The sequence below is a fragment of the Alicyclobacillus hesperidum genome (genome assembly GCF_900107035.1).
In the GTDB taxonomy this organism is placed as follows: domain Bacteria; phylum Bacillota; class Bacilli; order Alicyclobacillales; family Alicyclobacillaceae; genus Alicyclobacillus; species Alicyclobacillus hesperidum.
Map to the genome: position 1 here is coordinate 64,004 of NZ_FNOJ01000010.1, position 24,857 is coordinate 88,860.

Consider the following 24,857-nt stretch of genomic DNA (forward strand, 5'->3'; position numbering starts at 1 on the left):
GATGTTACGAGATACGACAGTCCCATGCGTGTCGCGTTACGGCAAGCTCTCCTAGTTTACTTCACCGTGACATGAACTTGCCAACTGGCCAATCCGTCTCCCACCGCAATGGTATAGAACCCTGACCTCGCAAAGGTTGTCGTAAAGGAGAACAACCCTTGCGAATTAGTAAAGATGGTTTTCTGATTTTGACTGGGTAGTCCAAGCACACTGAGTTCCGCATGCGGAGCGCCGACGCCTCCTACCAGAACCAACTTGCCAGAGAAGGTTACCGTTTCCCCAACATTCACCGTGGTTGGTGCCACAATCAATTCAATGCGGTTCACATCCTGGGGCGCCGCAATCACCCATGTTGCTCCACGCCAAGAAACCCCCATCAGCAAGCGCTGTTGCAAAAATAAGTCAAGATAATAAATAGGCACGTATGTGGTTGGTTTGCCCGTCTCAGGGTCGTTTGCAACGAGTTTCGGAGCACGTAAGAAGCCATCCTGATCGCTTCCAATGGCAAACTGCATCTGGCCTTCAGGAGGCGTTCCAGGTTGTGGCGCCCCGCTCACATTGACATGCCAACCTGAAGGTATCGAAGTTACATTCAAAGTGTTGCCGTTCCATGTCGTTTGCACGCCGTCCAACTGTAGATCTTTTTGTAGATAGTAAATCGGGTACCAACTCGTTGTTTTGCCTGTCCACGGGTCATTTGCAAGGATGTGCTGTACCGAAATAGATTCCTTACCCGATACTTGAACGTTTGTAGCAGCATATTCGACTTGCGTAGAAGCATCAGCAACCTTTGGTTCCAACGCCTGCAGGGAAACTGTCGTTACGGTGATAAACCCTATCAGACCTAACTTGTACTTCAATCCGTTCATCCTCTCCAAGCAACTTGTCAATTCTCGATGTTCAACATGAGAGACGAAGCTAGCCCGTATCGCGTGACGTATTTTTTGTATGTAAATCTGTGAAAAATCGATTTGTAGTGGATTCGGATGAACCGCGAGGAATGAAGTGCGCGACACAATGCAGAGGGACGAAAACGCCGCGAGAGTTACTGGATCCCGAAGTTTCATGTGGCAACAAAACGCGGTATCACCGAACGCCGCGTTTTGTTGCACTGTTACACGATAGGGTATTTGCGAGATGTGGTCTTCACCGTGCGGGATGCCCGGAAATACCGAGTTTTTTACGGTCTTTTTGCAAGTATCAAGTATGCGTTCAATCAGCGCGCAGAACCCGTAGGCCAAGCTGTTCGAATGCCGTAAGATCTGCCTCGTTCGTTTCACTGTCCGTGATCAACATATCAACTTCCCGTGCATCTGCGACATGCGTGAAGTCCTGAACTTGAATTTTACTGTGATCCGCCAGCACGATGACGGTGTCGGCAATGTCAATCATTTTACGTTTGACTAACGCTTGCAACGCGTTTGACTCGGTGAAACCGTGCTGCGTATGAATGCCTTTACATGAAAGGAAGGCTTTGTTGACGTGAAACTTCGACAACGAATCTTCCGCCATGGGTCCGACGTAAGACAACGAACTGGATCGCAAAATGCCACCGGTGGAGATTACCTCGATTTTTTCCTTCCCTGACAATTCGAGAGCCACCTTAAGTGAATTGGTCAGAACTGTCAAAGGCATATCTGGCAATGCATTTGCCAGATGCAGTGCCGTAGTGCTCGCATCAAGGACAATTCGATCACCGATACCGATAAACTGCAAAGCCGTCTTTGCAATCACTTCTTTTTCGGGTACGTGTTCAGATTCGCGAATCAGGTATGAAATCTCGTTTGTCATATCTTCATCGACACGCACTGCACCGCCATGGCTTCGCCGAAGTTTTCCTTCCTCTTCGAGCATGTGCAGGTCCCGCCGAACGGTTTCTTCCGTGACATCAAATAATTGACTCAACTCTTTGACACGAATACTCCCGCGTGCATGAAGATGTTGCAAAATTGCACGGTGGCGTTCCGCAGGCAACATATTCTCACTTCCTCTTGTGAGCAAGGAGAGATCCAGTCTCTCCTTGCAAACGCAAATCAACAGATATCCACATCATATTAGCCTGGAAACCCCATGGTCGTAAACAAGGCTAAAGAAGCCTGAGACGTATCCATGCGCGAGTGCTGAACAACGATGGGTGCCAATACGTTCCACGACGACTTGCATCGCTTTGGCGTGATGTTCGTCGCGATAATGTCGGGGTTGATCGATTAGGCTACCGGATCGATCAATAAGACCGAAATCCACAGCCCAACTGTCTATGCCAACGGCTGCTATGCCACCAACTTGTGCGGCGGAGTGCATGAGTCCACTGAGTATTTTTTTGTTCATGTCTGAATTATGATGGTTATAGGGATATACAACTATAAGAAGTAGTTGACATCGAAATCTTGGTGGGATGGCAATGAGTGTATCAGTGGAAATTCGGACGATCTCGTCGCTGAAGCCAATCTGTAAACTTGAAATTCCAGAGGACCATGAACAATAGAACGGGGTAGCATAATCCGGAATACCATAGTTTCCAGTGATGATAATAAAAGAACTTCGATTTTAGTGCTGCGACTTCGTAAAGTAGACAAAACGCAGTCCAGCCAGCCATGTAGAGCAACCTTGCCCATTTACTCGCTTGGTACGGATAGTAGTTCAAGAAAATCGTGTTAACCGGGGGATACAGCAAGATTGGAAGGAAACCCGCCCATTGATATCCGGGGGCGAAATAGCCAAACAGGTCTAATTTCATATCTAATATCATATCTGACAGGCACTCTGTCACCAAGGAAAACAGTGAGGCCGACCAAATCTGAAGCTTGGAGATGTGTTTGGGCATAAAGATAGCAACGATGTAGAACACAATAAGGGAAATCGTAAGAAAGGCCATCGACTATCATCCTTGCCCCATGTGAATTCTTCAAGCGCGCGTTTTCCGTCCATAATCAGGCTCCCCTTTATATCCCATTCTGATGCAACGAGATATCTTATAAAGGCTCCACGCACCGCGTTCCTCTTAAGTCCAGAATCGGATTGGACAATCTCCAATAAATAGTGAGACCATGGGTTCAGGAGGTTGTTTAAGTGGAGCGCCCGGGAATTTACACCTGAGTTCAAACGCCAAGTCGTTGAGCAGGCCATAGCTGCTGGTAATAACACGGTGGCCGCCTTTTTGGCATCGAGGAAGAATCGCAAAAGCCTGCATGACGAAGTTGGGGGCTGTTTTGTGTAGAGCATTCAAGATTCTCGGAATTGTGTCTAGCGGGAAATGTCGATACGCGGCCATGCCGATCAAGTCATCGAGCACTTATGGGGAGAATCATTACGTTGGTCGAGAAGAAAATCGTCTGGGTGTTGACTTGCGGTTTTACAATTCATCGGTAATTCCTGAAAGTCTTTGAGGTTGGCAGTAACCAAGATGTCTGCCTCGCATGGGATGGCAGTCACGAGCACATGTCGATCTTTCGGGTGGTTCGGCATCTCTTGAATCCGGCTTGAATACCCGTCGTTCCCGATTGCGTCAGGAAAGGCCAATTCTATAATCCCTAGCACCCTGCCGTCCGATCTGCCATTCTTAACCACATTTCGTTCCATTTCGCCGTCCAAATCCAAAATTCACCACATTACGAGAACGTTTCGTAGCATGCCTCGTTTGCACTGTACACCGCAAAAATCTAGCAGCACAGGTATAATAGCATCGAATGTTACCTTGGGGGTTCACTCTCTGCCCGCGAAGCGAGAAGGGAGTGAAGCCATTTGAGCGTAGCGACTGTGCTGAGACTATTACTGCAATCGGTCTTAGTCACCATCGCCTTGCTTTCGCTCATCGGGACCTTGGTGCTTGCCATCACACGCAAGTGACCGCCTCCATAGGAGAAGAGCCCTTGGGGGCGGTCACTGCTTCGAGCTATCAAATTCGATAGTGGGCCGAGGTCACTACCCAGGCGATGATGCTTAGAGCGTCGGAGGCACTAACTCCGGCGCTTTTTTGATCATCACCAAAAACTATGCTTACCAGTGCACATCGTAGTCATGCTGACTGTCGGTCTATCCCCCAGTGTACTGAAGCGGACGCATTGATACAAGATGAGACGAGATAGGAATGTCAACAGCCACCTCAGCTATATGATCTGGATGAAGAACATACAACAGCGCTTTGCGGATACCTTGATCGACTCCTTGATGGATGTTGTGCGCACCGCAGCCTCAGGTCTCGGTCTACAGATCCTAGTTTACAAGGAGGTATTAATGTGGCGACGGTTTTGGATGTACAGGAATTTCTGCTGTTCATCGGCGGCCAGTGGACACCGGCGCAGTCAGGAGAAACATTTGACGTTGTCAACCCCGCGACTGGCCGGGTGGTGGCGAGAGTGGCGAAAGCTGGCCACACGGATGTGGATGCGGCAGTACAGGCTGCTCGCAAATTGTTTGACAGCGGCCGTTGGGCGAAGCAGACACCGGAGGCGCGGGCTGCCATCCTCATGTTGTTTGCCCAGAAGATTATGGAGAATGCCAAGGAACTGATTTATCTGGAGGCCATCAGTTCAGGCGGCACGGTGCGGCGAATTGGCTCGTCCGATATCCTCCAGATCACCGATTTAATTCAGCAAACGGCAAAGTTTATCCAAGAATACAAGTACGTTGAATACCTGCCCATCCCCCCGTTCCCAGGCCCCGCGAATGGCCAGGTGTGGCGTGAACCGTACGGTGTGTGCGCTGCGGTGACGCCGTGGAACTTCCCGATGATCCTCGCTATGTGGAAGGTGATCCCGGCACTAGCAATGGGCAACACCATCGTCGTCAAGCCCGCATCCAATACGCCACTGTCGACGCTCAAACTCGCGGAACTGGCTGTGCAAGCGGGCATTCCGGCTGGGGCATTCAACGTGATCGCAGGACCTGGCGCGAGCATCGGTGAAGCGCTTGTAACACACCCACAGGTGGATAAGGTGGCGTTCACGGGCTCCACGGAAGTCGGCCGCCGCATTATGCAGCTTGCCTCCACGTCAGTCAAAAAGGTCAGCCTGGAACTTGGCGGTAAGTCGCCAAGTATTGTGCTACCAGACGCGGACTTGGATATTGCGATCCCGGGAGCGCTCTTCGGGGTGTTCATGCACTCCGGTCAAATTTGCGAATCAGGCACACGGCTGTTGGTGCACGAGTCAATCTACGACGAGGTGATCGAGCGACTCGTCGCAAAAACCAAGGAAATCAAAATCGGCGATCCGCTGAACGACCAAACGGGTATGGGGCCTGTTGTCTCCAAACAGCAGTTTGATACGGTGATGCGTTACATCCAGATTGGCCAACAAGAAGGCGCTCGCCTGGTCTGCGGCGGCAAACCGGCGACCGTAGAAGGATACGAGAACGGGTACTTTATCGAACCCACGATCTTCGCAGACGTGACGAACGACATGCGGATCGCACAAGAAGAGATTTTCGGCCCGGTACTCTCCGTGATTAAGTACAGCCAACTCGATGAAGCGATCCGGTTGGCCAACGACACGATTTATGGCTTGGCAGCGGGTATCTGGACGCGCGACATCAACGAAGCGTACCGCATCGCACATGAACTGAAGGCAGGGACGGTGTGGATCAACGACTGGCATATGCTACGCGCAGACGCACCATTTGGCGGCTATAAGCAAAGCGGATTCGGCCGCGAACTAGGTCGTCACGCGCTCGACGAATACACACAGGTGAAGCATGTGCACGCGTCGCTTGTGCCGGAACCGGAGAAGCGCCCGTGGCTGAGTATGCTATTCGGATGATCGCCAGCGGCCAGCAAACGGCACAGTGCGAGCGAAACATTTCGTCATCGCCGCGGTGAAAGGCATAGAACCGTGCAGACCTGTGCCTACTGGTGACTGAATTCGTAATGAAAGGCGGGAATGGAATGACGACAACGCACTTTCTTTTTGGCGTGCGAACGGCAGTTCACAGCGGCTCAGGCTGTCGGACTTTGCTACCCGAACTACTCCGCGGTCTGGGAGGCAAACGTGCCCTGCTGGTAACTGACAAAGGATTGACGACGGCGGGCGTGACGGCGCGTGTGACGAGCCTGTTTGACGGCTTGCCGCAACCGGTGCGCCTCGTAGGCGTGTTTGACGATGTGGAACAGGACGCAAAAGGCGCCGTGATCGGCAAAGCGGTCGAACGATTCAAGGCTGTGGGTGCCGATTCGCTGATTGCGCTTGGCGGCGGCAGCGTGCTCGACACGGTGAAAGCTATGAAATGGATGATGCACAAAGGGCTCACAGATATTCGCATGGGTCTGGTATCGAACACGATCGAGACGTTCCCGGAGGCACAATATATTCCCATCCCACACGTGGCGCTACCCACGACAGCCGGCACTGGCGCGGAAGTCTCCCCCATCGCCGTCGTCTTCAACGAGTTGCTGAACGTGAAGACCAACCTGATTCATCCGTTTGTGGCTGCTGATTTTGCCTTATTAGATCCCGATCTGACCCTAGGACTTCCACCACGGATCACGGCGTTCACAGGCTTCGACGCGCTAACACATGCTCTGGAAGCCTATTTCTCACCCGTTGCAAACCCGATGACGGACGCGTACGCCATTCAGGCGACGAGAATGATCGTGAAACACCTGCCGACAGCGGTGCATGACGGCAATAACGTAGAAGCGCGAGCCAATATGCTGATCGCCAGTTGCATGGCGATCTCAGCGTTCAGCGTCGCCCTCAACGCAATACCCGTTCACAATATGGCACATGCGTTTGGCGCAAAGTTCAATATCCCGCACGGACTGGCGAATGCGGTGCTACTACCTAATGTAATGGCGGCACTTCCTGATTTTTATACCTCGCGCGCCCGGAGTTTTGGAGAGGAACTTGGCATTCGGGATCTCCCGGACAATCCGCGAGCCTGCCTTGACGCAGTCATCACATTTCTTCGCAATTTGCGAACGAAAGTCTGCCTCCCAGACACCTTTGCAGAGTTTCGCATCCAACAGGCCGATCTCGCGCAGATGGTAGGACTGGTACAATCCGATCCCTCAGGTTTGCTGTTTCGCCTTCCGGACGCCGTGATTGAGCGCGTATCGCAAGAAGTTGCAGGTGTCGCGACACCAGTGGCATAAGGCGATCACGATGAAATAAGCTATGCCGCCTCATACACGTTTGTTTCCACACGAAAGGCCCGTGTCATCGCAGGGCCTTTCGTGGATCCATTGGAATCTCGCCGACGCTAACCCCAACGAACCGCACCTTACAAATGGACAGTACATACTGAATTGCGAACAAGATACTTGTAGCCACTTTCAACTATAATGGCCCCGAGAAACTAGACCTGAAACCGTAACGGCTTGACTGTTAAAACTCTCCCAGAATGCAATGTTCGTCCACCTCCGTACTGAGTGTAAACGTAAGCCTCCTCGCTTTACACAATTTCTCCGGAGTCTTCGTTGTACCACACATACTCCGTTACCCCCGGATTTCTCCAACCTCATCAATCGGCCATATAATTTTGAGGTTGTCATCCGTTCGACGGTCTGGATAATACCTTCGGTAGACCAGTCCAGATTTAGGACTATAGAAAACGCTCTCGACTTCAAACTCCTCATTGTCTCTATTAATAGCATTTCACGGCTACCATGGAGGGAGCATCGTGACGAAGGCGGAGTTGGAACAACATCGCGAGCTTGGGCGTGCCCGTATGGCGGACTTCCGAACCAACGGGTTAAAGAGGCGCAGCGCGGTTACATGTAAGGCAGAGACGGGCACAAGTTTAAAGGAAGCCCCCCCAACCCACCACTTCGTGGTTTGTCTTCAATCTCAGATATCCAACTTACGAGTACCAATCCATTTTACGATTTCTGGATCGTTATGCGAAAAGAATGCACTTTGCTTCGTATCCAGGGTAGCAATCTTCTCCATATCTTCTTGGCTTAATTCAAAGTCAAAGACAGTGAAGTTTTCGATGATGCGTTCCTTATGAACAGACTTCGGAATCACGACCACCCCTCGTTGTATCAGCCAGCGTAATACGACCTGTGCAACGGACTTATTGTATTTCTCGGCGATGGATACCAAAACTGCATTGTGAAACAGGCCATTTCTCCCCTCGGCAAAAGGACCCCATGACTCAATTTGTACGCCGTGTTTCTTCATGAATTCGGCACTTTCAATTTGTTGACAGAACGGGTGTGTTTCCACCTGATTTACTGCAGGAACGACTTCATTGTGTATGATCAAGTCAATGAGACGATCCATCTGGAAGTTGCTGATCCCAATGGCTCTTATCTTTCCCTCTCGGTATAATTCCTCCATTGCACGCCAAGAGCCATAAATGTCGCCAAAAGGCTGATGAATGAGATACAAGTCTAAATAATCCAATTGCAATCGTTGCAGTGACTTTTCGAAAGCCTTCTTGGTGCGCTCATAACCAGTGTCCTGAACCCAGAGTTTTGTCGTGATGAATAGCTCCTCTCTGGGCACACCACTTCGCTTGATTGCTCTGCCAACCGCTTCTTCATTTAGATACGAAGCGGCAGTATCAATTAAACGATAGCCTGTCATAATCGCATCATAGACACTTTGTTCACATTCCGTTGCATCCGTAATCTGATAAACGCCAAAACCAAGAATCGGAATTTCCACACCATTGTTTAGCGTTACCTTTTGCATATGAATCCTCCCATGGTTCCGTTGTCAGTGCGTTCACAAAACCTTGTTGACTTCGTTATGCAAACTCATGTCCGATTCGGCAGTTTGGTTGCTTAAAGCCCGTAAGGGCGACAAAAGGGGCCAACCGCTCGCTAGGTTCGATTTCCAACCACAACTCAAAAGAAAACAAAGACTTTTGGAGAAGATACAAGTGGACTTCCTCCCTCGGATGTTTTCTGGTTAGTCACTTGAAAACTTCTCCAAGTTGGGGTGAATTCCTTTTTATGCTCTGTCATTCCTTGCCCTGCAAGGGCTGTAGATGGCCACGATAGAATCGACATTAGTGGCCATCTACACGCAGGGTAAGGGTTCCTACGCGGGTCGTCAGGGGATGGGGGCGGGTACCATTCCGATAGCCCTGGCGGTCTTCCGAGCGCTCATATGGCTCAGCGTGCAGTTGTTCAGACGCCTGCGCATTCAGAACCTGGTTCAACACCTTCTCCAGCAACAACGCTACCCCCTTATCCCCAGTAAATAGCCCCTTCAAAAACTCGTCATCCACGGTAATGTTGTACTGTGCCATCTCGCATTCCTCCCAGTAGATTTGTGTTCGTCACACTGATTCTACCAAAGAGGGACGGGGTGGCACGTCTACATGATGTCACCCAGTGCTTCCACTGAATTTACACCAATTGTACGGACTCAACTAGTCCGAGCTATGTCCCATCGGAGGGAACTTATCCACCGATACACATCTATTTGTGGATAATTCCTATTTGTCGGACATATAGAGAGACCCATCCAATATTTCTTCTATGCTCTTGAGACAAATCTGCCCACTGCTACGTCTAAGTGTATACCAGGAAACAAAGGAGCGAGGAACATGAACAAACAACATCTGCGTTGGTGGGATATTTCGGGGCAATCCGAGTCGGACACAATATTTGTCCATATTGTTGAGGCAACATCACGGAAAAAGGTCATTCGTCGATTCGGGGGAACTAAACAATGCAAGGACTTTGATGGAACCACCGTTTCTGTTACATTCCCGCGTGACCAGGGACAAATCCGAGTCCATGCTAACGACTGGTTCCCCGGAACCCTGACTCATCTCTATGTTCCTGATACGAGGACGATTGTCGAACTCATTCGAGCACCTCGCTATAAATGCGAGTGCGGTGAGGTTCACATTTCCGAAGGTAAGTATCCATCTGTATGGTGCTCTTGCGGCAAGAAGGCTTATCCAGTTGTAGACGCTTCACAGAAAAAGCAACAAGACATTCAGCCGCAAGAGCGATTCCCGTCAATGCTCGAAAGGCCTAAGCGGAAGGATATCCGAGCTTGACTATGGAATAGAATGTCGGTGGAGGTGGCGACATGCCCAAGCGAGTGGCTTCTTCAATCGTTGTCATCATCTTCCTGCTGGCAATTCTGAGCGCCGCCACGGTGTATTATCGTAAGACCTACTTCTTCAGCCCGTTGACGTTTCGGCAAGACAGCGTAATCAATCTGCCGTACAAATACTACAGAAATCCATTGTATATCGAATTTGACTTTGTGAAGCCAGGTTCAAACCCTTATCTCCCAGTTTGGTATCGCTCTGTAACGACAAATCGCAGTGAAATACTCCAAGCGATTGCCGACCTGCGACGTGCGACTCCATCCTCGGTACACCCCAACCATAGGGTGCTTGGTAACGCGGGCATGTCCTACATTGTTCTGAGGCAACAGGTGTTTCCAACACCACGACCACCGAGTCCAATCTTGCTAACCGTACAGATATACAATCCTCAACATGTTATGGAGATCATCCAATCCAACGGACAGCCGCCTGTGGTGCGAAACATCCCTCAATCCTTGCTGACGATACTGAACCAGCAAGAGTCAAAATCTGTGCCTGATAAGTAGGTAAAGGCGATGCTCAAACCACGATACTCCTCATTCTCCAATCTCCAAGGAGCAAATACTCACTGGTCAGCATAAGCATGAGTAGTCCAGGAAGCTCTTCATTGTCCTTCACAGCCATACGTAATATTGTTCCATTTTCAAAATCGAAATCGCAAATTTAAATTTTGCATTTTCAAAACCGTTTACACCATATAATGGAAGTGTAGAGGCGGAACGCTCGATAAGACCTCAATAACGAACGCTTTCTAAGTTCGTATTCTTGTCGTCGGGATAATTAGCCTCTTCACCTTCAATTTTATTCCATTTTCACTTTCGAAAATGAACATTACCTGTTCTGTATTTGGCGATGTTATTCACCAAAACCAACTAACAAATGGCGATTAGAGACTGCCTGGTGGTCGGTTCAGGCATCCCCTATGTCCTGAAAACCACGCGGCTACTGGGCTTCTTCACGCTCCATTCCCGCCCGTTCTTTCCCTCCGCCCCTTCTGTAACCTTTTCCCAATTTTGATTTTGAAATTTGCAAATTACCTCTTTTGCGTTTCTAACTATGTTCCCATCAAAAAATCCTCTGCTTTTTTCCCGCCTCCATCCCGCATTCTACCGTCCTCAATTGTGAACAGTGATAATAAAGTCTTGCACGCAGTTCCCTTTTTTCTCACCTTAACCCTGTCTTTTCCTGTCACAACTTTATTCTTGGGAAAATAAAGTCCTGACAAAAGAGACGGGAAAAGGGCTTGTCAGGCAAGGATTTCTCCGTTTTGCCTCACGCTCTTTTCCCGCTTGTATCAGGTGTTTATTATGTCTGAAGCAGGGGTTTATTGTTTGAAGCAGAGGTTTTTTATGTGGTTACACCCACATAATGTGTAGCCACTACACACTCCACATGCTCCGTTTGCGGAAACATATCAAACGGCTGCATCTCTTTCACACGATAACCAGCGTCCAACAAAATGGCGAGATCGCGCTGTAACGTCGCCGGATTGCAAGAAACGTACACGATGCGCGGAATATGCGCTGCAATCGCAGCATCCAACGCCGCACGATCAATACCCTTGCGCGGCGGATCGAATACGATCACGTCCGGTTGACCGCCAGATTCTATCCACTTTGGCAGCCACTCCTCGACCCGTGCTCCGTGAAACTCCGCATTTTCGATTCGATTCAGTTCGGCATTTTCCCGGGCATCCTCAATTGCCTGTGCGATTTCCTCGACGCCAACGACCCGCCGAGCGTGCGACGCAAGCAACAAGGTTAGCGTGCCAATTCCGCAATACGCGTCGATCACGACATCTTCCGATGACACCTGCGCCTGTTGCAACACCACTTGATACATGCGATCCGCCATCCCCGTCTGTACCTGTAGGAATGACCGGGGCGACACACGGAAACGCCGGCCACCCATTCGTTCCATGAGATAGCCGTCGCCTTTCTGCACGTTGACGGTTCGACCCCAAATGGGCCCCGTCGGACGCGGTTGGACTGTGATGGCCACCGTTTTCACGGACGGCGCATGAAAGCGAGCGAGCGTGCGCGCAAATTCATCATCGCCATTTGCGGTGCAGAATACAATCATCTGTTCGGCGTGCGTCGCAGACTCGCGCAGGACTATGTGGTGCACGTCTGCAGCCGCTGGTCCTATGCTTGTCAGGAAGCGGCATGCCCGCACAAGAGTGCTTTGCATCGTCTCCGAAATGAGGTGACACGAGTCGGTCACGGCCATTGCGTGCGTTTCAGCCGCAAAAAACCCCATCTCAACCCGCTTCTCATCTGCGTTATAGCGCACCGGCATTTGCACTTGGTTGCGGTATCGAAACGGCGTATGCGATCCGATGATGGGGCGGACGACAGCATCGGCATCCAAGCCGAGCCGCTCCGCGATACGGCGGATACGTCCTTCTTTCCAAATCGTCTGTGCCTCGTAGAGCATGTGTTGGACTTGGCATCCTCCGCATTCACCGAACACTGGGCACGGTGCATCCTGCCGATCCAGCGATGCCGTGCGGCGCTCCACTACTTGCCCGCGAGCGAATCGCTTCTCTACGGATGTAATGCGAATTCTTGCATCCTCGCCGACAAGGAGAAACGGGATGAACACCGTCATCCCGTTGCAGATGGCGACACCATCGCCGTTGTCGTTAAGGCGTATAGCCGTCACGTCAAATTCTTCACCAACCGAAATGGCCTTTTGTTGATCAACGTCCGCCATCCGCGCCCTCCCTTGATATCCACTTGCCTATCACAAGGCATTGATCTTTTCAATCAGCAACTGGTTGACGAGCGCAGGGTTGGCTTTGCCTTTCGTCGCTTTCATCACTTGGCCCACCAACGCCGCCAATGCACGATCCTTACCACCCTTATAGTCAGCGACCGACTTCTCATTATGGGCAATCACCTCATCGAGAATCGGCCCCAGCACGGCGACATCGCTGATCTGCTCCATCCCCTGTTCCTTGATGATGGCAGCGGCACTCTTACCCGTTTCCCACATCGCCTTGAATACTTCACGCCCCTGTTTCGACGAGATCTTCCCGCTCGCGATCTCGCCGATAAGACCCGCGAGATTCTCAGGCGTGATGGGGCATTCGGCAAACGTCTTTCCTTCGCTGTTCAGGGCGCCCAAGATGTCGCTCATGACCCAGTTGCTTGCCGCCTTGGCATCTGCACCGGCCGCAAGCACCTGTTCGTAGTACGCGGCTGTCTTCGGATCTGCCGTGAGAACGCCAGCGTCGTATGCCGGCAGGCCAAGTTCCTCCTCGTAGCGACGGCGCTTCGCTGCCGGTAGCTCAGGGATGGAAGCCCGAATCTGCGCCAGCCAGGCGTCATCAATATCGAGATCGACCAAATCAGGCTCAGGGAAATAACGATAGTCGTGCGCTTCCTCCTTTGACCGCATGGAAATGGTCGTCTGCGTAGCCTCATCAAAGCGGCGCGTTTCCTGAACAACGGGTTCACCAGCTTCGTACAATTCGCGCTGGCGTTCCACCTCGTACTCCAGGCCGCGCTGAACATTTCGGAATGAGTTCATGTTCTTAAGCTCGGCCTTGTTACCAAACGTCGTCGAACCGACCGGACGCAAGGAAATGTTGGCGTCACAGCGCAGCGATCCCTCTTCCATCCTGCAATCAGAAACATCACAATATTCCATGATGCTCTTCAAAGCCTCTAGGTATAACCGCGCTTCTTCCGGGGATCGAATGTCCGGTTCTGACACGATCTCGATAAGTGGCACGCCAGTGCGGTTGAAGTCGACCAATGTGTGAGATCCATCTGCGGCATGCGTCGACTTGCCGGCATCTTCCTCGAGGTGCAAACGCGTGATACCAATGCGTTTGCGCTCGCCCCCCACTTCGATCTCGATGTATCCGTGCTCGCCGATCGGCTTATCAAACTGCGAGATTTGATACCCCTTGGGAGAATCCGGATAAAAATAGTTTTTGCGGTCAAATTTCGAATGCTGATTGATCTGGCAATTGAGCGCAAGCGCCGCCCGCAGGCCGAGCTCAAGCGCGTTTTTGTTCAGCACCGGAAGGGCGCCAGGATGGCCCATGCAAACCGGACAGACGTTTGTGTTCGGCTCCGACTTGCTGTTATTTTTACAACCACAGAAAATCTTCGAAGCCGTCTTTAATTCAACGTGCACTTCAAGGCCAATGACCGTTTCGTAGTTCATTCCGCCACCCCCAACACCGGCCGTTGCCACGCAAAGGATCGCAATTGCTCATAGGCGTGCGCGACGCGCAAAATCGACTTTTCGTCAAACGGCTTGGCAAGGATTTGCAAGCCAATCGGGAGTCCGCCTGCAAAACCACAGGGCACGCTGGCTCCTGGCAGCCCTGCGAGGTTTGCCGGGATCGTATAGATGTCGTTTAAGTACATTTGCAACGGGTTGTCCGCCTTCTCCCCGAACTTGAACGCAGTGGTCGGCGTCGTCGGCATGAGAATGACGTCGCAATGGGCAAATGCGCGATCGTAATCTTGGCGAATCAGGGTGCGCATCTGCTGCGCCCGCTTGTAGTACGCGTCATAGTAGCCGGAGGACAGCGCGTATGTGCCGATGATAATGCGCCGTTTTACCTCCATACCGAAACCTTCACTGCGAGAGCGCTCAAACATGTCGATGACGCCGCTCGCTTCGGCACGCCGCCCATAGCGCACGCCGTCAAACCGCGCAAGGTTGGACGACGCCTCGGCGGGCGCGATGAGATAGTACGTGGCCACGGCGTACTCCATATGCGGGAGTTCGACTTCGACCACTTGCGCACCGGCCTGTTCCAGAGTGCGAATGGCTTCCTCGACCGCAGCCTTGATGGCCGGATCCAGCCCCTCCTCGGGCAGATTGCGGACAATACCGATGCGCATCCCCTTAACCCCTGCATCGATGCCTTCCGTGAAGTCGATCTCGCCCTGCCCGCGCGCCGAGGTGGAATCCATCGGGTCATGTCCACAGATGGCGTTTAAGACAATCGCCGCGTCCTCTGCAGTGCGCGTGAAGGGACCAATTTGATCGAGTGATGACGCAAAGGCGATCAAGCCGTAGCGCGAAACGCGCCCATATGTCGGCTTGAGGCCGAAACATCCGCAAAATGCGGCCGGTTGACGAATCGAACCGCCTGTGTCCGAGCCGAGTGCGAATGGGACAAGCCCTGCCGCGACGGCAGCTGCAGACCCACCGCTGGAGCCGCCGGGAACGTATTCCTTCCCATACGGGTTGGCTGTCTTCTGAAACGCGGACGTCTCTGTCGAAGAACCCATCGCAAACTCGTCCATATTGGTCTTGCCAACCATCACGCCGCCTGCGGCTTCGAGTTTTTGCGCGCTCGTCGCGCTATAGGGTGGTATGTAATTTTCAAGTATGCGTGAGGCTGCCGTGGTGCGAACGCCTTTCGTCACAATGTTGTCCTTCAATGCATACGGAACGCCACGCAAAAGCGCACGCTCGGACGCCTGTCCGTTATCGATTCGGTCCGCCGTCTGCAACGCGGCTTCGGGATCGACAAGCAAAAACGACTTTAGCTCGCCATCGATTTGCTCAATCGCCGAAAGAGACTGTTGCACCCAATCGCGCGACTTCGTCTCGCCCTGGCGAATAGATGTAAGAATCTCCTTGACAGTCTTCCCGCTCATGCACCGCCGCCTCCTTCCAACACTGCCGGTACGCGAACCTGCCCAGCCTCTGCCTCCGGTGCGTTGGCGAGAGCGAGATCGCGCGGGAGACTCGGGCGCACGACATCGTCGCGCAGGACGTTAACCTCGTGAAAAGGATGGCTCGTCGGTTCCACGCCGTCGAGCTGAACTTGTTGTAACTGTTCTGCGTATTCGAGAATATCGCTCAACTGCGGCGCCAATTGCCTCAGATCCTCGGGAGGCATCGCGAGCCGCGCCAGCCGGGCGACATGGCTGACCGTTTCTGCAGTGATTTTCAACGGGTATCCTCCTTCAATTCGCCGTCAAGCCCAAGCTTCACGGGTCGCAAACAGATTCCTGCGGCGACCCCGTTTAACTGGCTTGTCCACGCGCAGTTCCTTTCGGGATTATAGCATAGCCGCGCAAAGCTTCGCCTGCGCGCGGCCTAGTGCGAAACAATTTCAACCAGAATGGAGGCGAGTGAAAAGCAGACGCCGACGAGGTACAGGATGGCGACGGTCTGCACCTGATTCAATCCAGATTTCATCAATAAGTGAAACGTATGTCCTTTGTCGGCGATGTAAATGGGACGGCGTTCTTTAAATCGACGCGAGACGACCCATAACGTATCGAGGATCGGCACGCCTAAGGCGAGCATCGGCACAGCCAAGGAGACAATGGTCGCACTTTTAAAAGCGCCATCGACCGCAATGGCTGACAAGGCGTAACCGAGAAATGTCGCTCCGGCATCCCCCATGAATATGCGGGCCGGATGAAAGTTGTACTTGAGGAAGCCGAGAGCGGAACCGACCAGCGAAATGGCGAGCATGGCCATCATATCCTGGCCCTTCATCAGGGCGATAAAGACAAGCGTCAAAGCCGAAATGGCTGCAATGCCAGCGGCCAAGCCGTCAACGCCGTCGAGAAAATTCATCATGTTGGTAACGGCGACAACCCAGAACACGGTGGCAACGGCCGACAACCAGCCCGGGAAAGCGTAATACATATGTCCAAATGGGAGGTTGACCCCACTGATGCGCACGTGAAAGAGCACCAGGACGATGGCTGCGGCAATCTGCATAAGGAATTTCGGCCAAGCCTTAAAATCGCGACCGCGCGTCTTGTAATAATCATCTAGAACGCCAATGCCAAAGATGATGAAGCCGCCAGCCGTAATGCCCCAGTAGGTCGAGTGCCTATGCCCAAGGACACCCGCGGCGACGACAAATGATATGTATATGGCGAGTCCGCCAAGGAGCGGAATCGGTTCACGGTGAATCTTGCGCTGGTTTGGACGATCCACAAACCCGGTACGCAAGGCAAACGTACGGATAAACGGGATTGAAAAGTTGGAGATAAGCGCAGCAACTGCGCAACAAACGAACAGATACCATCCAGGAACCATGTCGGCGATGCGACCTCCCATCCTGACGAGGCAAATCTCCTTACCGACCCGATTGTACCAAAGTTCGATAGCTGTCCGCTTGAATTTCGCGATGGTCAGTCATGGGCACTTGATGTGGGACATAGACATGAAGCGAACAGGCTAACACCATTCTACGCAAGGGGGCTGCACGACTTTGCCTACCCATGACGTCATCATCGGTCTTCTCATCGCTCTTCCGATCGCGTTCATCGCCGGTCGCTACTCCAATCGAATCGCATTTTTTCATGCTCAAACGGAAGAAAAGCTGACGGTACCCGAATTTTTGAAGTCGCGGCAGTAAACGCAACCTGGTAGCTGGGGCTGGGTATTCCCAGCCCCTTTGCATGCTTAGCCCCGCACTCCAGCCTCATCGACAATCCGCAAAAACTCAGCTTCATCAAGAATTTGCAGTGTCGCATTCGGATGTGTTGCGAGAATCTCCCGCGCCTTGGCGAGTTTGCTGCCTGCTTTCTCCCCGGCAATCAGGATATCCGTCTTGACACTGACGCTTGACGAGACCTTACCCCCCAATTGTTCAACCCAAGCCGCCGCCTGTTTGCGATCCGCCTCTGCTAAAACACCCGTCAGCACGACCGTCTTTCCTGCAAACGGCCCGTCGGCCGCGGAACGTGCGCCAAGGTACTCCATATTCAACCCGAGCTCTTTGAGTTCCCCAATGAGCTGTTGCACGCTTGGATTGGCGAAATACAGACGAATGCTCTCCGCCATCTTTGGTCCTACATCGGATACCTGCATCAACGAATCCATATCGGCAACCATCAAAGCGTCCATGGTTCCAAATTTCTCGGCCAATGTCTTTGCCGCCTTTTCCCCAACATGCCGGATACCAAGGCCAAACAACAGGCGCTCCAAAGAGTTGCGCTTGCTATCCGAAATCGCGCGCAACAACTTGTCGGCCAACTTATCGCCCATCCGTTCAAGCTGTAGAAGGTCCCCTTTTTTCAAGCGATACAAGTCTGCGTACGTGCGCACCAGACCGCGTTCCAATAAGATGGCGATCCACTGCTCGCCAAGCCCTTCAATGTTCATAGCATCCCGTGACGCAAAATGGATCAGCCCCTCACGAAGCATGGCAGGGCACTCTGGGTTCATGCACCGCCATGCCACTTCTCCATTTAGTTTTTGTAAGGGCGATCCGCACTGCGGGCAGGTGGTTGGCATCCGAAACATCGGCAATTCTTCTGTGCGCCGCTCTGGCAGCGCGCGGATGACCTCCGGGATGATGTCCCCCGCCTTTTGCACGACAATGACATCCCCGACGCGAATATCCTTTTCCCGAATCAAATCCTCGTTGTGTAGCGAGGCGCGCGAGACGGTAGTACCAGCCAACTGCACGGGATCAAACACGGCTGTAGGCGTGACCGCACCCGTACGACCAACGGTGAGCTCAATGCTCCTCAGCGTTGTCTCTGCCTGTTCCGCCGCATATTTATAAGCAATCGCCCAACGTGGACTCTTTGCTGTAAAGCCAAGCTCATCCTGCAGAGCGAGATCGTCAACCTTAATGACCATGCCGTCAGTCGCATACGGAAGTTGGTGGCGACGCTCCGCCCACTCCTCGATATACGCCACGACTTCTTCAATGTCCCGACACAGTTTGCGCTCGCCGTGGGCTGGCAGTCCAAGTCGCGCGACGTATGTCAAGGCTTCGCTGTGTGTCTCTACCGCGTGTTCGCCCGGCTGTGCCAATTGGTATACAATTACACCGAGCCTGCGTGAGGCCGCAATAGCAGGATCCAACTGTCGCAATGATCCGGCCGCTGCGTTGCGCGGATTCGCAAACAACGGTTCGCCCTGCGCCTCACGCAACTCGTTGAGACGCGCAAATTCCCGCTTTGGCATATACGCCTCGCCCCGCACCTCAATACTCACGGGTTCACTGAGTTGCAGAGGTACGTTGCGAATGGTGCGGATGTTCGCGGTGATGTCCTCACCAACCTCGCCATCGCCGCGCGTGGCCCCTTGCACCAAAACGCCGTTTTCATAGCGCAACGAGACGGCCAGCCCATCGATCTTCAATTCGCAAACATAGCGAACCGCATCCCCCACCACCTGGCGTACACGCTTGTCAAACTCGAGCAGATCTCCGGCGGAATACGCGTTTGCGAGGGATAGCATGGGAATTTCGTGTTCAACCTTGGTAAATCCCTCGGCCACCGGAGCACCAACGCGTTGTGTCGGCGACGTCGGATCAGCCAATTCTGGGTACATAGCCTCTAATTGCAGCAATTCCCGCATCAACGAGTCCCATTCTGCGTCTGTGATCTCCGGCTTATCCTCGAGGTAGTACCTCCGATTGTGATACTCGATTTGCTCGCGCAGCTCTTTCACACGCGATTTCGCTACTTCGAGCGTCATGCTCATCATCGATATCCTCCAACTGCAATCGATAATATGTGGGTGCCGCGCCAAACACCGTACACCCTGTCTGCTCAATTACGATTCACTGACTTTCTGAATGGGTGCAAACTTCGCAAACAGTTTACGTTCGCCAATCGGATCTGCAAACCGCACCACTAACTCGAGCTGCTCGCCTTCGCCCTGTTTGGATATAATGACGCCCCGCCCCCATTTGCGATGTTCCACCACATCGCCGGGATTGTATGGCACCGTGAGATCGGCACCAAAGGACTGCGGAACCACGACACGGGAGCCAAGACGCGTTGGTTCGCCGTCTCGATTGAACCTGCGCGATGCATCGTCCTTTCCAGACGCAGGCTCCGCGGCTCGGAACGTGGACAGCCCGTCGTGATCGATATCCGTCGAAGGCATTTCACGTAAAAAACGGGACGCCGTGAAAAAGCGGCGCTCGCCAAAAATCATGCGATTGCTGCAGGTCGTAAGGAACAATTGCTCCTTCGCCCGCGTGACGCCAACATAGCACAAACGTCGCTCTTCCTCCATCTCCTCCGGGGAATCAAGCGCTCTTTTGTGCGGAAATACACCTTCCTCCATGCCGACGAGAAAAACCACCGGAAACTCTAAGCCCTTCGCGGCATGCAGGGTCATCATGATCACTTCGTTTGCGGATTCACTCAGGTCCGGCTTGCCACCTGCCAAATCCGTATCCGAAACGAGCGCAACTTCCGTTAGAAACTGCTCAAGTGCACCGACTTCTCCGTCCCTGACACCATTCTCATCGAACTCGCGCGTCAGCGACAGGAACTCGTCCAGGTTCTCCAGTCGGCTTTGTGCTTCCAGCGTTTTTTCCGCAGCCAAGGCATCGCGATAACCCGATCGTTCAAGCAACTGCTCTGCCAAGTCGGTCAGCGGCAGAAATGCACGCTGCTGTTGCAAAAGGAGGACGAGATCGACAAATTGAGCCAACGCCGTCGCCGCCTTGCGCGCGATACCCGCTTGGCCAGCTTGCTCTGCCGCCCGAAAGAGCGATGTGCTGTGTTCACGTGCATAGGTTTCGAGCCGTTCTAAAGATGTATCGCCGATTCCCCGCTTTGGCACGTTGACCACGCGCAAAAACGAAACGTCGTCGTCTGGATTGGCGACCAACCGAAGATACGCAAGGACATCCTTGATTTCCTTGCGTTCGTAGAACCGCACGCCGCCATAAATCCGATATGGAATACCCCTCTGCAGAAACATTTCTTCGATCACGCGCGATTGGGCATTTGTCCGATACAAGACGCTAAAGTCCGCATAAGTACGTCCGTTCTGCGCGAGTCGTTCGATCTGATCTGCGACGTATTGAGCCTCAGCCCGTTCGTCCGCGGCGTGATACAGGCGCGCTTTTTCGCCTTCACCCGCGCTTGTCCACAAGTTCTTCGAGCGCCGCAACTGGTTGTTTTGAATCACCTGGTTGGCAATGCGCAGTATCCGTCCCGTAGAACGATAATTTTGTTCAAGGCGAATGACCGTCGCATTCGGGTAGTCCCGCTCGAAATCGAGAATATTTCGGATATCCGCACCTCGCCATCCGTAAATGGACTGATCCGAATCGCCGACTACACACAGATTCTTGCGTTTCTCTGCAAGCATCTTGACCAGCACATACTGTGCATGGTTCGTATCCTGGTATTCGTCGACGTGGATGTGTGTAAAGCGGTTTTGGTAGTAGTTCAGCACATCCGGGACGGATCGAAAAAGTTCTACGGTTTTCAGCAAGAGATCATCGAAATCGAGCGACTGATTCTCTCTGAGTCTGCGTTCATACTCTTGATAAACCTGACCGACCAGCTTTTCATAGGGCGATCCGGCTTGGTCCACAACCCGCGTGGCGGATCGCAATTCATTTTTATGTTGGCTGATTTGGTGAAGCACCGCCCGTGGATCATACTTTTTCACATCGATATTCATGTCGTGCATCACGCGGCGGACGACGGAAAGCTGATCCGCCGCATCAAGCACTGTAAAGGCAGTCGAGTAGCCGAGATGTTGTATGTCTCTGCGCAAAATACGAGCACACAACGCATGGAATGTCGACGTCCAAATGTCACTCGCTACTGCCCCCACCAGCTGCTCGATCCGCTCGCGCATCTCGCGGGCAGCCTTGTTTGTGAACGTAATGGCGAGAATAGCCCAAGGCGGCACCCGTCGTTCGGCAATTAAATAGGCAATTCGCCGCGTCAATACGCTTGTTTTACCACTGCCAGCACCCGCCAGAATCAACAGCGGGCCGTCTGTGGTTTGCACCGCCCGTTTTTGTTCATCGTTTAAACCGTGCACAATCGAGTTTGTATCCAGCTCCGTCCGTGCCACGTACGCATCACCTTTCGCGCGCCGCTGCGCTATACTACACACGAGTATAACAGTTTCGTCCACCCAAGGCGATCATTTGTTCGCCTCATTCCGTCGGTTTTCGAACACGCCGTTGGACAAATCCGTATGAATTAAATGTGTTGACTCTGAAATGGCCATCTGCTATATTACTACTTGTCCGTTTTTGAAGGACGTAAATAAGCGTGGATGCGACGGAATGTAGCTCAGGTGGTAGAGCGCACGGTTCGGGACCGTGAGGTCGCAGGTTCGAGTCCTGTCATTCCGACCATATGCAAGTGCTGCGGAAAGTCTTCCTGCTAGCTCTGTATCACGGATTAAAGTCCACTTACCTAACAGGTAAGTGGACTTTGCTGTTCATAAACAAGTTCTACGGATTTTCATCATGAGCCTTACATACAATTTCCAAACGCGATTGGGTAATACTGTACATATGATAAAAACATTTTTTATAAGGCTTATTCATGCCGTGATCAAACATAATATCGGCTCATTGGCTGCCATCATCGCTTTCTTCGGGTTCTCTTCACTCATGCCGGTGTGCGCCTTGCTGATATTCATTGCTTCGCTGTTTGTCCCAAATACCACAGTTGCCCGGTTCATCGAAGGTGTTTTGCAGTCATACATACCGCCCATACCCACGGGGGCAACATTCGCAGCGACAACCATTCACCATCTCACCATGTATCGCGCAGACATTCGAGTCATTGGAATCATCGGATTATTATGGGGTGCCATTGGTGGATTTGTAACCCTTCAACAGGTGCTTGATACAATTTACGAAGTGAAAACACGCCGTTCATTTTGGATTCAGTACGTCGTTGGTTTTGTCATGATGGGGATTTTGCTCGTACTCACCGTCGCGTCATCACTCATAACGTGGATATCCCCAATCTTCCTGGTTACCATCACGCACCTAACGAACGCATCAGCAACACATGTATTGCATCATCTCGGGCAGATAGTATTTCCCATTGTCCTGTTTATCACATGTTACTGTTGTTACCGAATCCTACCTTCCCGTAGTTTGCGCAATGTACCCTTAGTCGTGGGCGCGCTGATTGCAACGGTTTTTATCTACCTGAGCCGCTTCGGCTATGTGATTTATACCCACCATTTAGGATCCTATTCCATTCTGTACGGCGCCTTTACTTTCGTCATGTTGCTTACATTCTGGATTTACATTGTCTGTATCATCCTACTGATAGGGGCGGAGGTTGCAGTGACAGTACACGAACTCATGAGGGAGCCGGGTAACCAGAAAACGAGGAAACTTCATCGCTCGCCAGCCTGACAGATGCCTGTTTTCACCTTAAAAGCGAATTGTTTTGTCCCGGACCGGTATTTCCTGGTTACGTCGTCTAGGAATATTTTTCTAAAAAACACAATACCGTTGTTGCGTACCAGATAGTATAGAAGTTCATACTCTGTCGTCGATAGCCGCAACAATTCGTCGCGATACCAGATTCCCTTACGAGCGTCGTCGATGACAAAGGGACCAATCTAGCGGCGCATCAGAAGTTGTGGAAACGGATTACATACGCGAGTGTAAATGCGAGCGAGCAGTTCCTGAAAACAAAATGGTTTCACCAAAAAATCGTCGGCTCCCCCCATGAAACCTTTGACGAGGTCACCGACCGCGTCGCGCGCCGTGAGCGGAAGCTTCCTGTTGCTTCAGTTGGACTGGGTGACTATGCTTAAACTATTGATGCTATATCCCTTTCACACCTATGCCTACTTTATGAATTTGCATGCCGACGTATAGAGCACTCGGATAAGTAAGGAGACCGCCATGGTATTTGACGCACTCAAACTGGTAAAGCCTCTGCTAGAAGGCGACGAGGCAGCCGCATGGGGAGTCATTCAAACGTACGTGCAGGGCGGTGCAAACCTTGCCTATATCTACGACGTTTTGCTGTGCAAGGCGATGCGGCACATCGGCGAACTTTGGGAGGCAAATTTGATTTCTGTGGCTGATGAGCACCTGGCGTCATCTGTCTGCGATGCACTACTCAAGCGGTGCAAACCGAGCAGAGCGGTCCCCCCGACTCAAGGTAAAGCTATGTTATTTTGTATTGAAGGTGAACAACATGATCTCGGCATCAAAATGGTAGCATCGTGTTTTGAAGAATGCGGATTGGAAACGCGCCTGTACGGCAAAGACCTTCCTCTCGAATACGCCTTGCTGGCAGCCTTGCGTTGGCACCCAGACATCATTGGCATGTCTGTGTCGATCGTCTATCATCTACCGAAGCTGAAGACATATGTGCAAGAACTGGGCTCCCTCGCCCATCATCCGACGCTCTTAATCGGCGGCAGATTGACACAAATGTATGATTTGCGCCCGTATGTTGGTGACAGCGCATTGATCATAAGCGACATCTTACGATTGCAAGAGTGGCTGGCGCTACGCGCACAGTCCAAAGCCCACGCACAATAGGAGTCTGAACACAATGCACGCCTTGGAACATCTACCTGTTCCTGGATTCCTCGTCTTTGAAAACTATGACGTGATCCAAATGTCCGACACGGCAAAAGCGACCTTTGGCAAAAAAGTAGCAAATATCCTTGACGTGATCGATCACGGCAGTCGCACAAAGTTGTCCCGCTTTTTGTGCCCATCGATGGCGGGAATTAAAGTCGAGTTAAACTTCTGCATGCCGCAAGGCATTGGCCTGTTCGATGTGTATCACCGTTGGCGCACGACCGAGGTTGGAGATACGATTGGCTTTCTTGCCTGCGTACCGCGGCAATCCGATTTGGAAGAAGTCTTACACTCGGTGGCGCGACTGGAACAGCATCTTATCAGCAGAGAATCTGTACAAAGGCCCCGGGAATTACAGGACGGGATTTGGAACCACATCGACCAATCTATTCATACTATTGAAGAATTGTTGGGAATCTTCCATGGCGACTTGATTGAAGTCGGCAAAGGCATCTATGCTGAACTGATTCTGAAAGAACTGGATAGCCTGCGCACATTGATTCAAGAACACGCAGAAGTGCCATTGTGATGGGCATGACGCTCGCCG

General features: G+C 52.1%; 20 protein-coding genes, 1 tRNA gene and 1 pseudogene. 9 read left to right on the forward strand and 13 right to left on the reverse strand.

Annotated elements, in window-relative coordinates:
- Window positions 1-56: 56 nt before the first annotated feature.
- The 4 genes from BLU70_RS08915 to BLU70_RS14975 all read right to left on the reverse strand — a co-directional run bounded on the left by BLU70_RS08915 (window position 57) and on the right by BLU70_RS14975 (window position 2,875).
- Window positions 57-860, reverse strand: coding sequence for a hypothetical protein (locus BLU70_RS08915; protein WP_074693254.1), 804 nt, complete (start codon window positions 858-860; stop codon window positions 57-59).
- A gap of 352 nt (window positions 861-1,212) precedes the next feature.
- Window positions 1,213-1,977 carry a DeoR/GlpR family DNA-binding transcription regulator gene (locus BLU70_RS08920; protein WP_040290805.1) on the reverse strand — a complete coding sequence of 255 codons (765 nt, stop codon included), beginning with the start codon at window positions 1,975-1,977 and terminating at the stop codon, window positions 1,213-1,215.
- 77 nt (window positions 1,978-2,054) lie between these two features.
- Window positions 2,055-2,141, reverse strand: coding sequence for a sensory rhodopsin transducer (locus tag BLU70_RS14970; protein WP_420168591.1), 87 nt, complete (start codon window positions 2,139-2,141; stop codon window positions 2,055-2,057).
- Between the two features lie 269 nt (window positions 2,142-2,410).
- Complete coding sequence (locus tag BLU70_RS14975; RefSeq protein WP_074693255.1) at window positions 2,411-2,875, reverse strand: CBO0543 family protein; 465 nt, start codon at window positions 2,873-2,875, stop codon at window positions 2,411-2,413.
- A gap of 1,360 nt (window positions 2,876-4,235) precedes the next feature.
- Between BLU70_RS14975 and BLU70_RS08935 the strand changes: the two genes are divergently transcribed.
- Window positions 4,236-5,756, forward strand: a complete 1,521-nt coding sequence (locus tag BLU70_RS08935; protein ID WP_074693257.1) for an aldehyde dehydrogenase family protein — start codon at window positions 4,236-4,238, stop codon at window positions 5,754-5,756.
- A 125-nt stretch (window positions 5,757-5,881) separates the two neighbouring features.
- The gene (locus BLU70_RS08940) at window positions 5,882-7,087 is read left to right on the forward strand and encodes an iron-containing alcohol dehydrogenase (protein WP_074693258.1); all 1,206 of its coding nucleotides are present in this window, start codon (window positions 5,882-5,884) and stop codon (window positions 7,085-7,087) included.
- 694 nt (window positions 7,088-7,781) lie between these two features.
- Here the strand turns inward: BLU70_RS08940 and BLU70_RS08945 are convergent.
- Together BLU70_RS08945 and BLU70_RS08950 are read right to left on the reverse strand one after the other, a co-directional pair.
- A complete protein-coding gene (locus tag BLU70_RS08945; RefSeq protein ID WP_074693259.1) occupies window positions 7,782-8,633 on the reverse strand; it encodes an aldo/keto reductase in 852 nt (283 codons plus the stop codon).
- Between the two features lie 331 nt (window positions 8,634-8,964).
- A pseudogene (locus BLU70_RS08950) lies at window positions 8,965-9,195 on the reverse strand (transposase); the annotation flags it as partial.
- 300 nt (window positions 9,196-9,495) lie between these two features.
- Between BLU70_RS08950 and BLU70_RS08955 the strand changes: the two are divergent.
- Both BLU70_RS08955 and BLU70_RS08960 read left to right on the forward strand, forming a co-directional pair.
- Window positions 9,496-9,957 carry a hypothetical protein gene (locus tag BLU70_RS08955; RefSeq protein WP_074693260.1) on the forward strand — a complete coding sequence of 154 codons (462 nt, stop codon included), beginning with the start codon at window positions 9,496-9,498 and terminating at the stop codon, window positions 9,955-9,957.
- Between the two features lie 32 nt (window positions 9,958-9,989).
- On the forward strand, window positions 9,990-10,520 hold the full coding sequence (locus tag BLU70_RS08960) for a hypothetical protein (protein ID WP_074693261.1): 531 nt from the start codon (window positions 9,990-9,992) through the stop codon (window positions 10,518-10,520).
- 841 nt (window positions 10,521-11,361) lie between these two features.
- On the opposite strand, the gene rlmD is transcribed toward BLU70_RS08960, so the two are convergent.
- The 5 genes from rlmD to BLU70_RS08985 form a co-directional block, all read right to left on the reverse strand.
- Window positions 11,362-12,729 (reverse strand): 23S rRNA (uracil(1939)-C(5))-methyltransferase RlmD, encoded by a 1,368-nt coding sequence (rlmD, locus tag BLU70_RS08965; RefSeq protein ID WP_074693262.1) that lies wholly within the window; start codon window positions 12,727-12,729, stop codon window positions 11,362-11,364.
- 30 nt (window positions 12,730-12,759) lie between these two features.
- A complete protein-coding gene (gene gatB, locus BLU70_RS08970; RefSeq protein ID WP_074693263.1) occupies window positions 12,760-14,193 on the reverse strand; it encodes an Asp-tRNA(Asn)/Glu-tRNA(Gln) amidotransferase subunit GatB in 1,434 nt (477 codons plus the stop codon).
- Entirely contained in the window at window positions 14,190-15,647 is a 1,458-nt protein-coding gene (gatA, locus tag BLU70_RS08975) for an Asp-tRNA(Asn)/Glu-tRNA(Gln) amidotransferase subunit GatA (RefSeq protein ID WP_006445407.1), read from the reverse strand. The genes gatB and gatA overlap by 4 nt, the downstream gene beginning before the upstream one ends.
- A complete protein-coding gene (gatC, locus tag BLU70_RS08980; RefSeq protein WP_040288172.1) occupies window positions 15,644-15,946 on the reverse strand; it encodes an Asp-tRNA(Asn)/Glu-tRNA(Gln) amidotransferase subunit GatC in 303 nt (100 codons plus the stop codon). The genes gatA and gatC overlap by 4 nt, the downstream gene beginning before the upstream one ends.
- A gap of 146 nt (window positions 15,947-16,092) precedes the next feature.
- Window positions 16,093-17,073, reverse strand: coding sequence for an MraY family glycosyltransferase (locus BLU70_RS08985; RefSeq protein WP_006445405.1), 981 nt, complete (start codon window positions 17,071-17,073; stop codon window positions 16,093-16,095).
- A gap of 154 nt (window positions 17,074-17,227) precedes the next feature.
- Between BLU70_RS08985 and BLU70_RS14605 the strand changes: the two genes are divergently transcribed.
- Window positions 17,228-17,374: a hypothetical protein gene (locus BLU70_RS14605; RefSeq protein WP_006445404.1), complete on the forward strand. Its 147-nt coding sequence runs from the start codon at window positions 17,228-17,230 to the stop codon at window positions 17,372-17,374.
- Window positions 17,375-17,421: 47 nt separating this feature from the next.
- Here the strand turns inward: BLU70_RS14605 and ligA are convergent, their stop codons facing one another.
- Both ligA and pcrA read right to left on the reverse strand, forming a co-directional pair.
- Entirely contained in the window at window positions 17,422-19,452 is a 2,031-nt protein-coding gene (ligA, locus tag BLU70_RS08990; protein WP_074693284.1) for an NAD-dependent DNA ligase LigA, read from the reverse strand.
- A 78-nt stretch (window positions 19,453-19,530) separates the two neighbouring features.
- Entirely contained in the window at window positions 19,531-21,807 is a 2,277-nt protein-coding gene (gene pcrA, locus BLU70_RS08995; RefSeq protein WP_074693264.1) for a DNA helicase PcrA, read from the reverse strand.
- 213 nt (window positions 21,808-22,020) lie between these two features.
- Between pcrA and BLU70_RS09000 the strand changes: the two genes are divergently transcribed.
- From BLU70_RS09000 to BLU70_RS09015, 4 genes are all read left to right on the forward strand, one after another.
- Window positions 22,021-22,096, forward strand: a tRNA-Pro gene (locus tag BLU70_RS09000).
- A gap of 162 nt (window positions 22,097-22,258) precedes the next feature.
- Complete coding sequence (locus tag BLU70_RS09005) at window positions 22,259-23,119, forward strand: YihY/virulence factor BrkB family protein (protein ID WP_074693265.1); 861 nt, start codon at window positions 22,259-22,261, stop codon at window positions 23,117-23,119.
- A 498-nt stretch (window positions 23,120-23,617) separates the two neighbouring features.
- On the forward strand, window positions 23,618-24,265 hold the full coding sequence (locus BLU70_RS09010; RefSeq protein ID WP_074693266.1) for a cobalamin B12-binding domain-containing protein: 648 nt from the start codon (window positions 23,618-23,620) through the stop codon (window positions 24,263-24,265).
- 13 nt (window positions 24,266-24,278) lie between these two features.
- The gene (locus BLU70_RS09015; RefSeq protein WP_074693267.1) at window positions 24,279-24,839 is read left to right on the forward strand and encodes a hypothetical protein; all 561 of its coding nucleotides are present in this window, start codon (window positions 24,279-24,281) and stop codon (window positions 24,837-24,839) included.
- The last annotated feature ends 18 nt before the right edge of the window (window positions 24,840-24,857 follow it).

Excerpts from the sequence above, each read along its gene's own strand:
- BLU70_RS08920 (WP_040290805.1), bottom strand. The coding sequence starts at position 1,977 with ATGTTGCCTGCGGAACGCCACCGTGCAATTTTGCAACATCTTCATGCA.
- BLU70_RS14975 (WP_074693255.1), bottom strand. The coding sequence starts at position 2,875 with ATGGCCTTTCTTACGATTTCCCTTATTGTGTTCTACATCGTTGCTATC.
- BLU70_RS08940 (WP_074693258.1), top strand. The coding sequence starts at position 5,882 with ATGACGACAACGCACTTTCTTTTTGGCGTGCGAACGGCAGTTCACAGC.
- BLU70_RS08945 (WP_074693259.1), bottom strand. The coding sequence starts at position 8,633 with ATGCAAAAGGTAACGCTAAACAATGGTGTGGAAATTCCGATTCTTGGT.
- BLU70_RS08955 (WP_074693260.1), top strand. The coding sequence starts at position 9,496 with ATGAACAAACAACATCTGCGTTGGTGGGATATTTCGGGGCAATCCGAG.
- BLU70_RS08960 (WP_074693261.1), top strand. The coding sequence starts at position 9,990 with ATGCCCAAGCGAGTGGCTTCTTCAATCGTTGTCATCATCTTCCTGCTG.
- rlmD (WP_074693262.1), bottom strand. The coding sequence starts at position 12,729 with ATGGCGGACGTTGATCAACAAAAGGCCATTTCGGTTGGTGAAGAATTT.
- gatB (WP_074693263.1), bottom strand. The coding sequence starts at position 14,193 with ATGAACTACGAAACGGTCATTGGCCTTGAAGTGCACGTTGAATTAAAG.
- gatA (WP_006445407.1), bottom strand. The coding sequence starts at position 15,647 with ATGAGCGGGAAGACTGTCAAGGAGATTCTTACATCTATTCGCCAGGGC.
- BLU70_RS08985 (WP_006445405.1), bottom strand. The coding sequence starts at position 17,073 with ATGGGAGGTCGCATCGCCGACATGGTTCCTGGATGGTATCTGTTCGTT.
- ligA (WP_074693284.1), bottom strand. The coding sequence starts at position 19,452 with ATGACGCTCGAAGTAGCGAAATCGCGTGTGAAAGAGCTGCGCGAGCAA.
- BLU70_RS09005 (WP_074693265.1), top strand. The coding sequence starts at position 22,259 with ATGATAAAAACATTTTTTATAAGGCTTATTCATGCCGTGATCAAACAT.
- BLU70_RS09010 (WP_074693266.1), top strand. The coding sequence starts at position 23,618 with ATGGTATTTGACGCACTCAAACTGGTAAAGCCTCTGCTAGAAGGCGAC.
- BLU70_RS09015 (WP_074693267.1), top strand. The coding sequence starts at position 24,279 with ATGCACGCCTTGGAACATCTACCTGTTCCTGGATTCCTCGTCTTTGAA.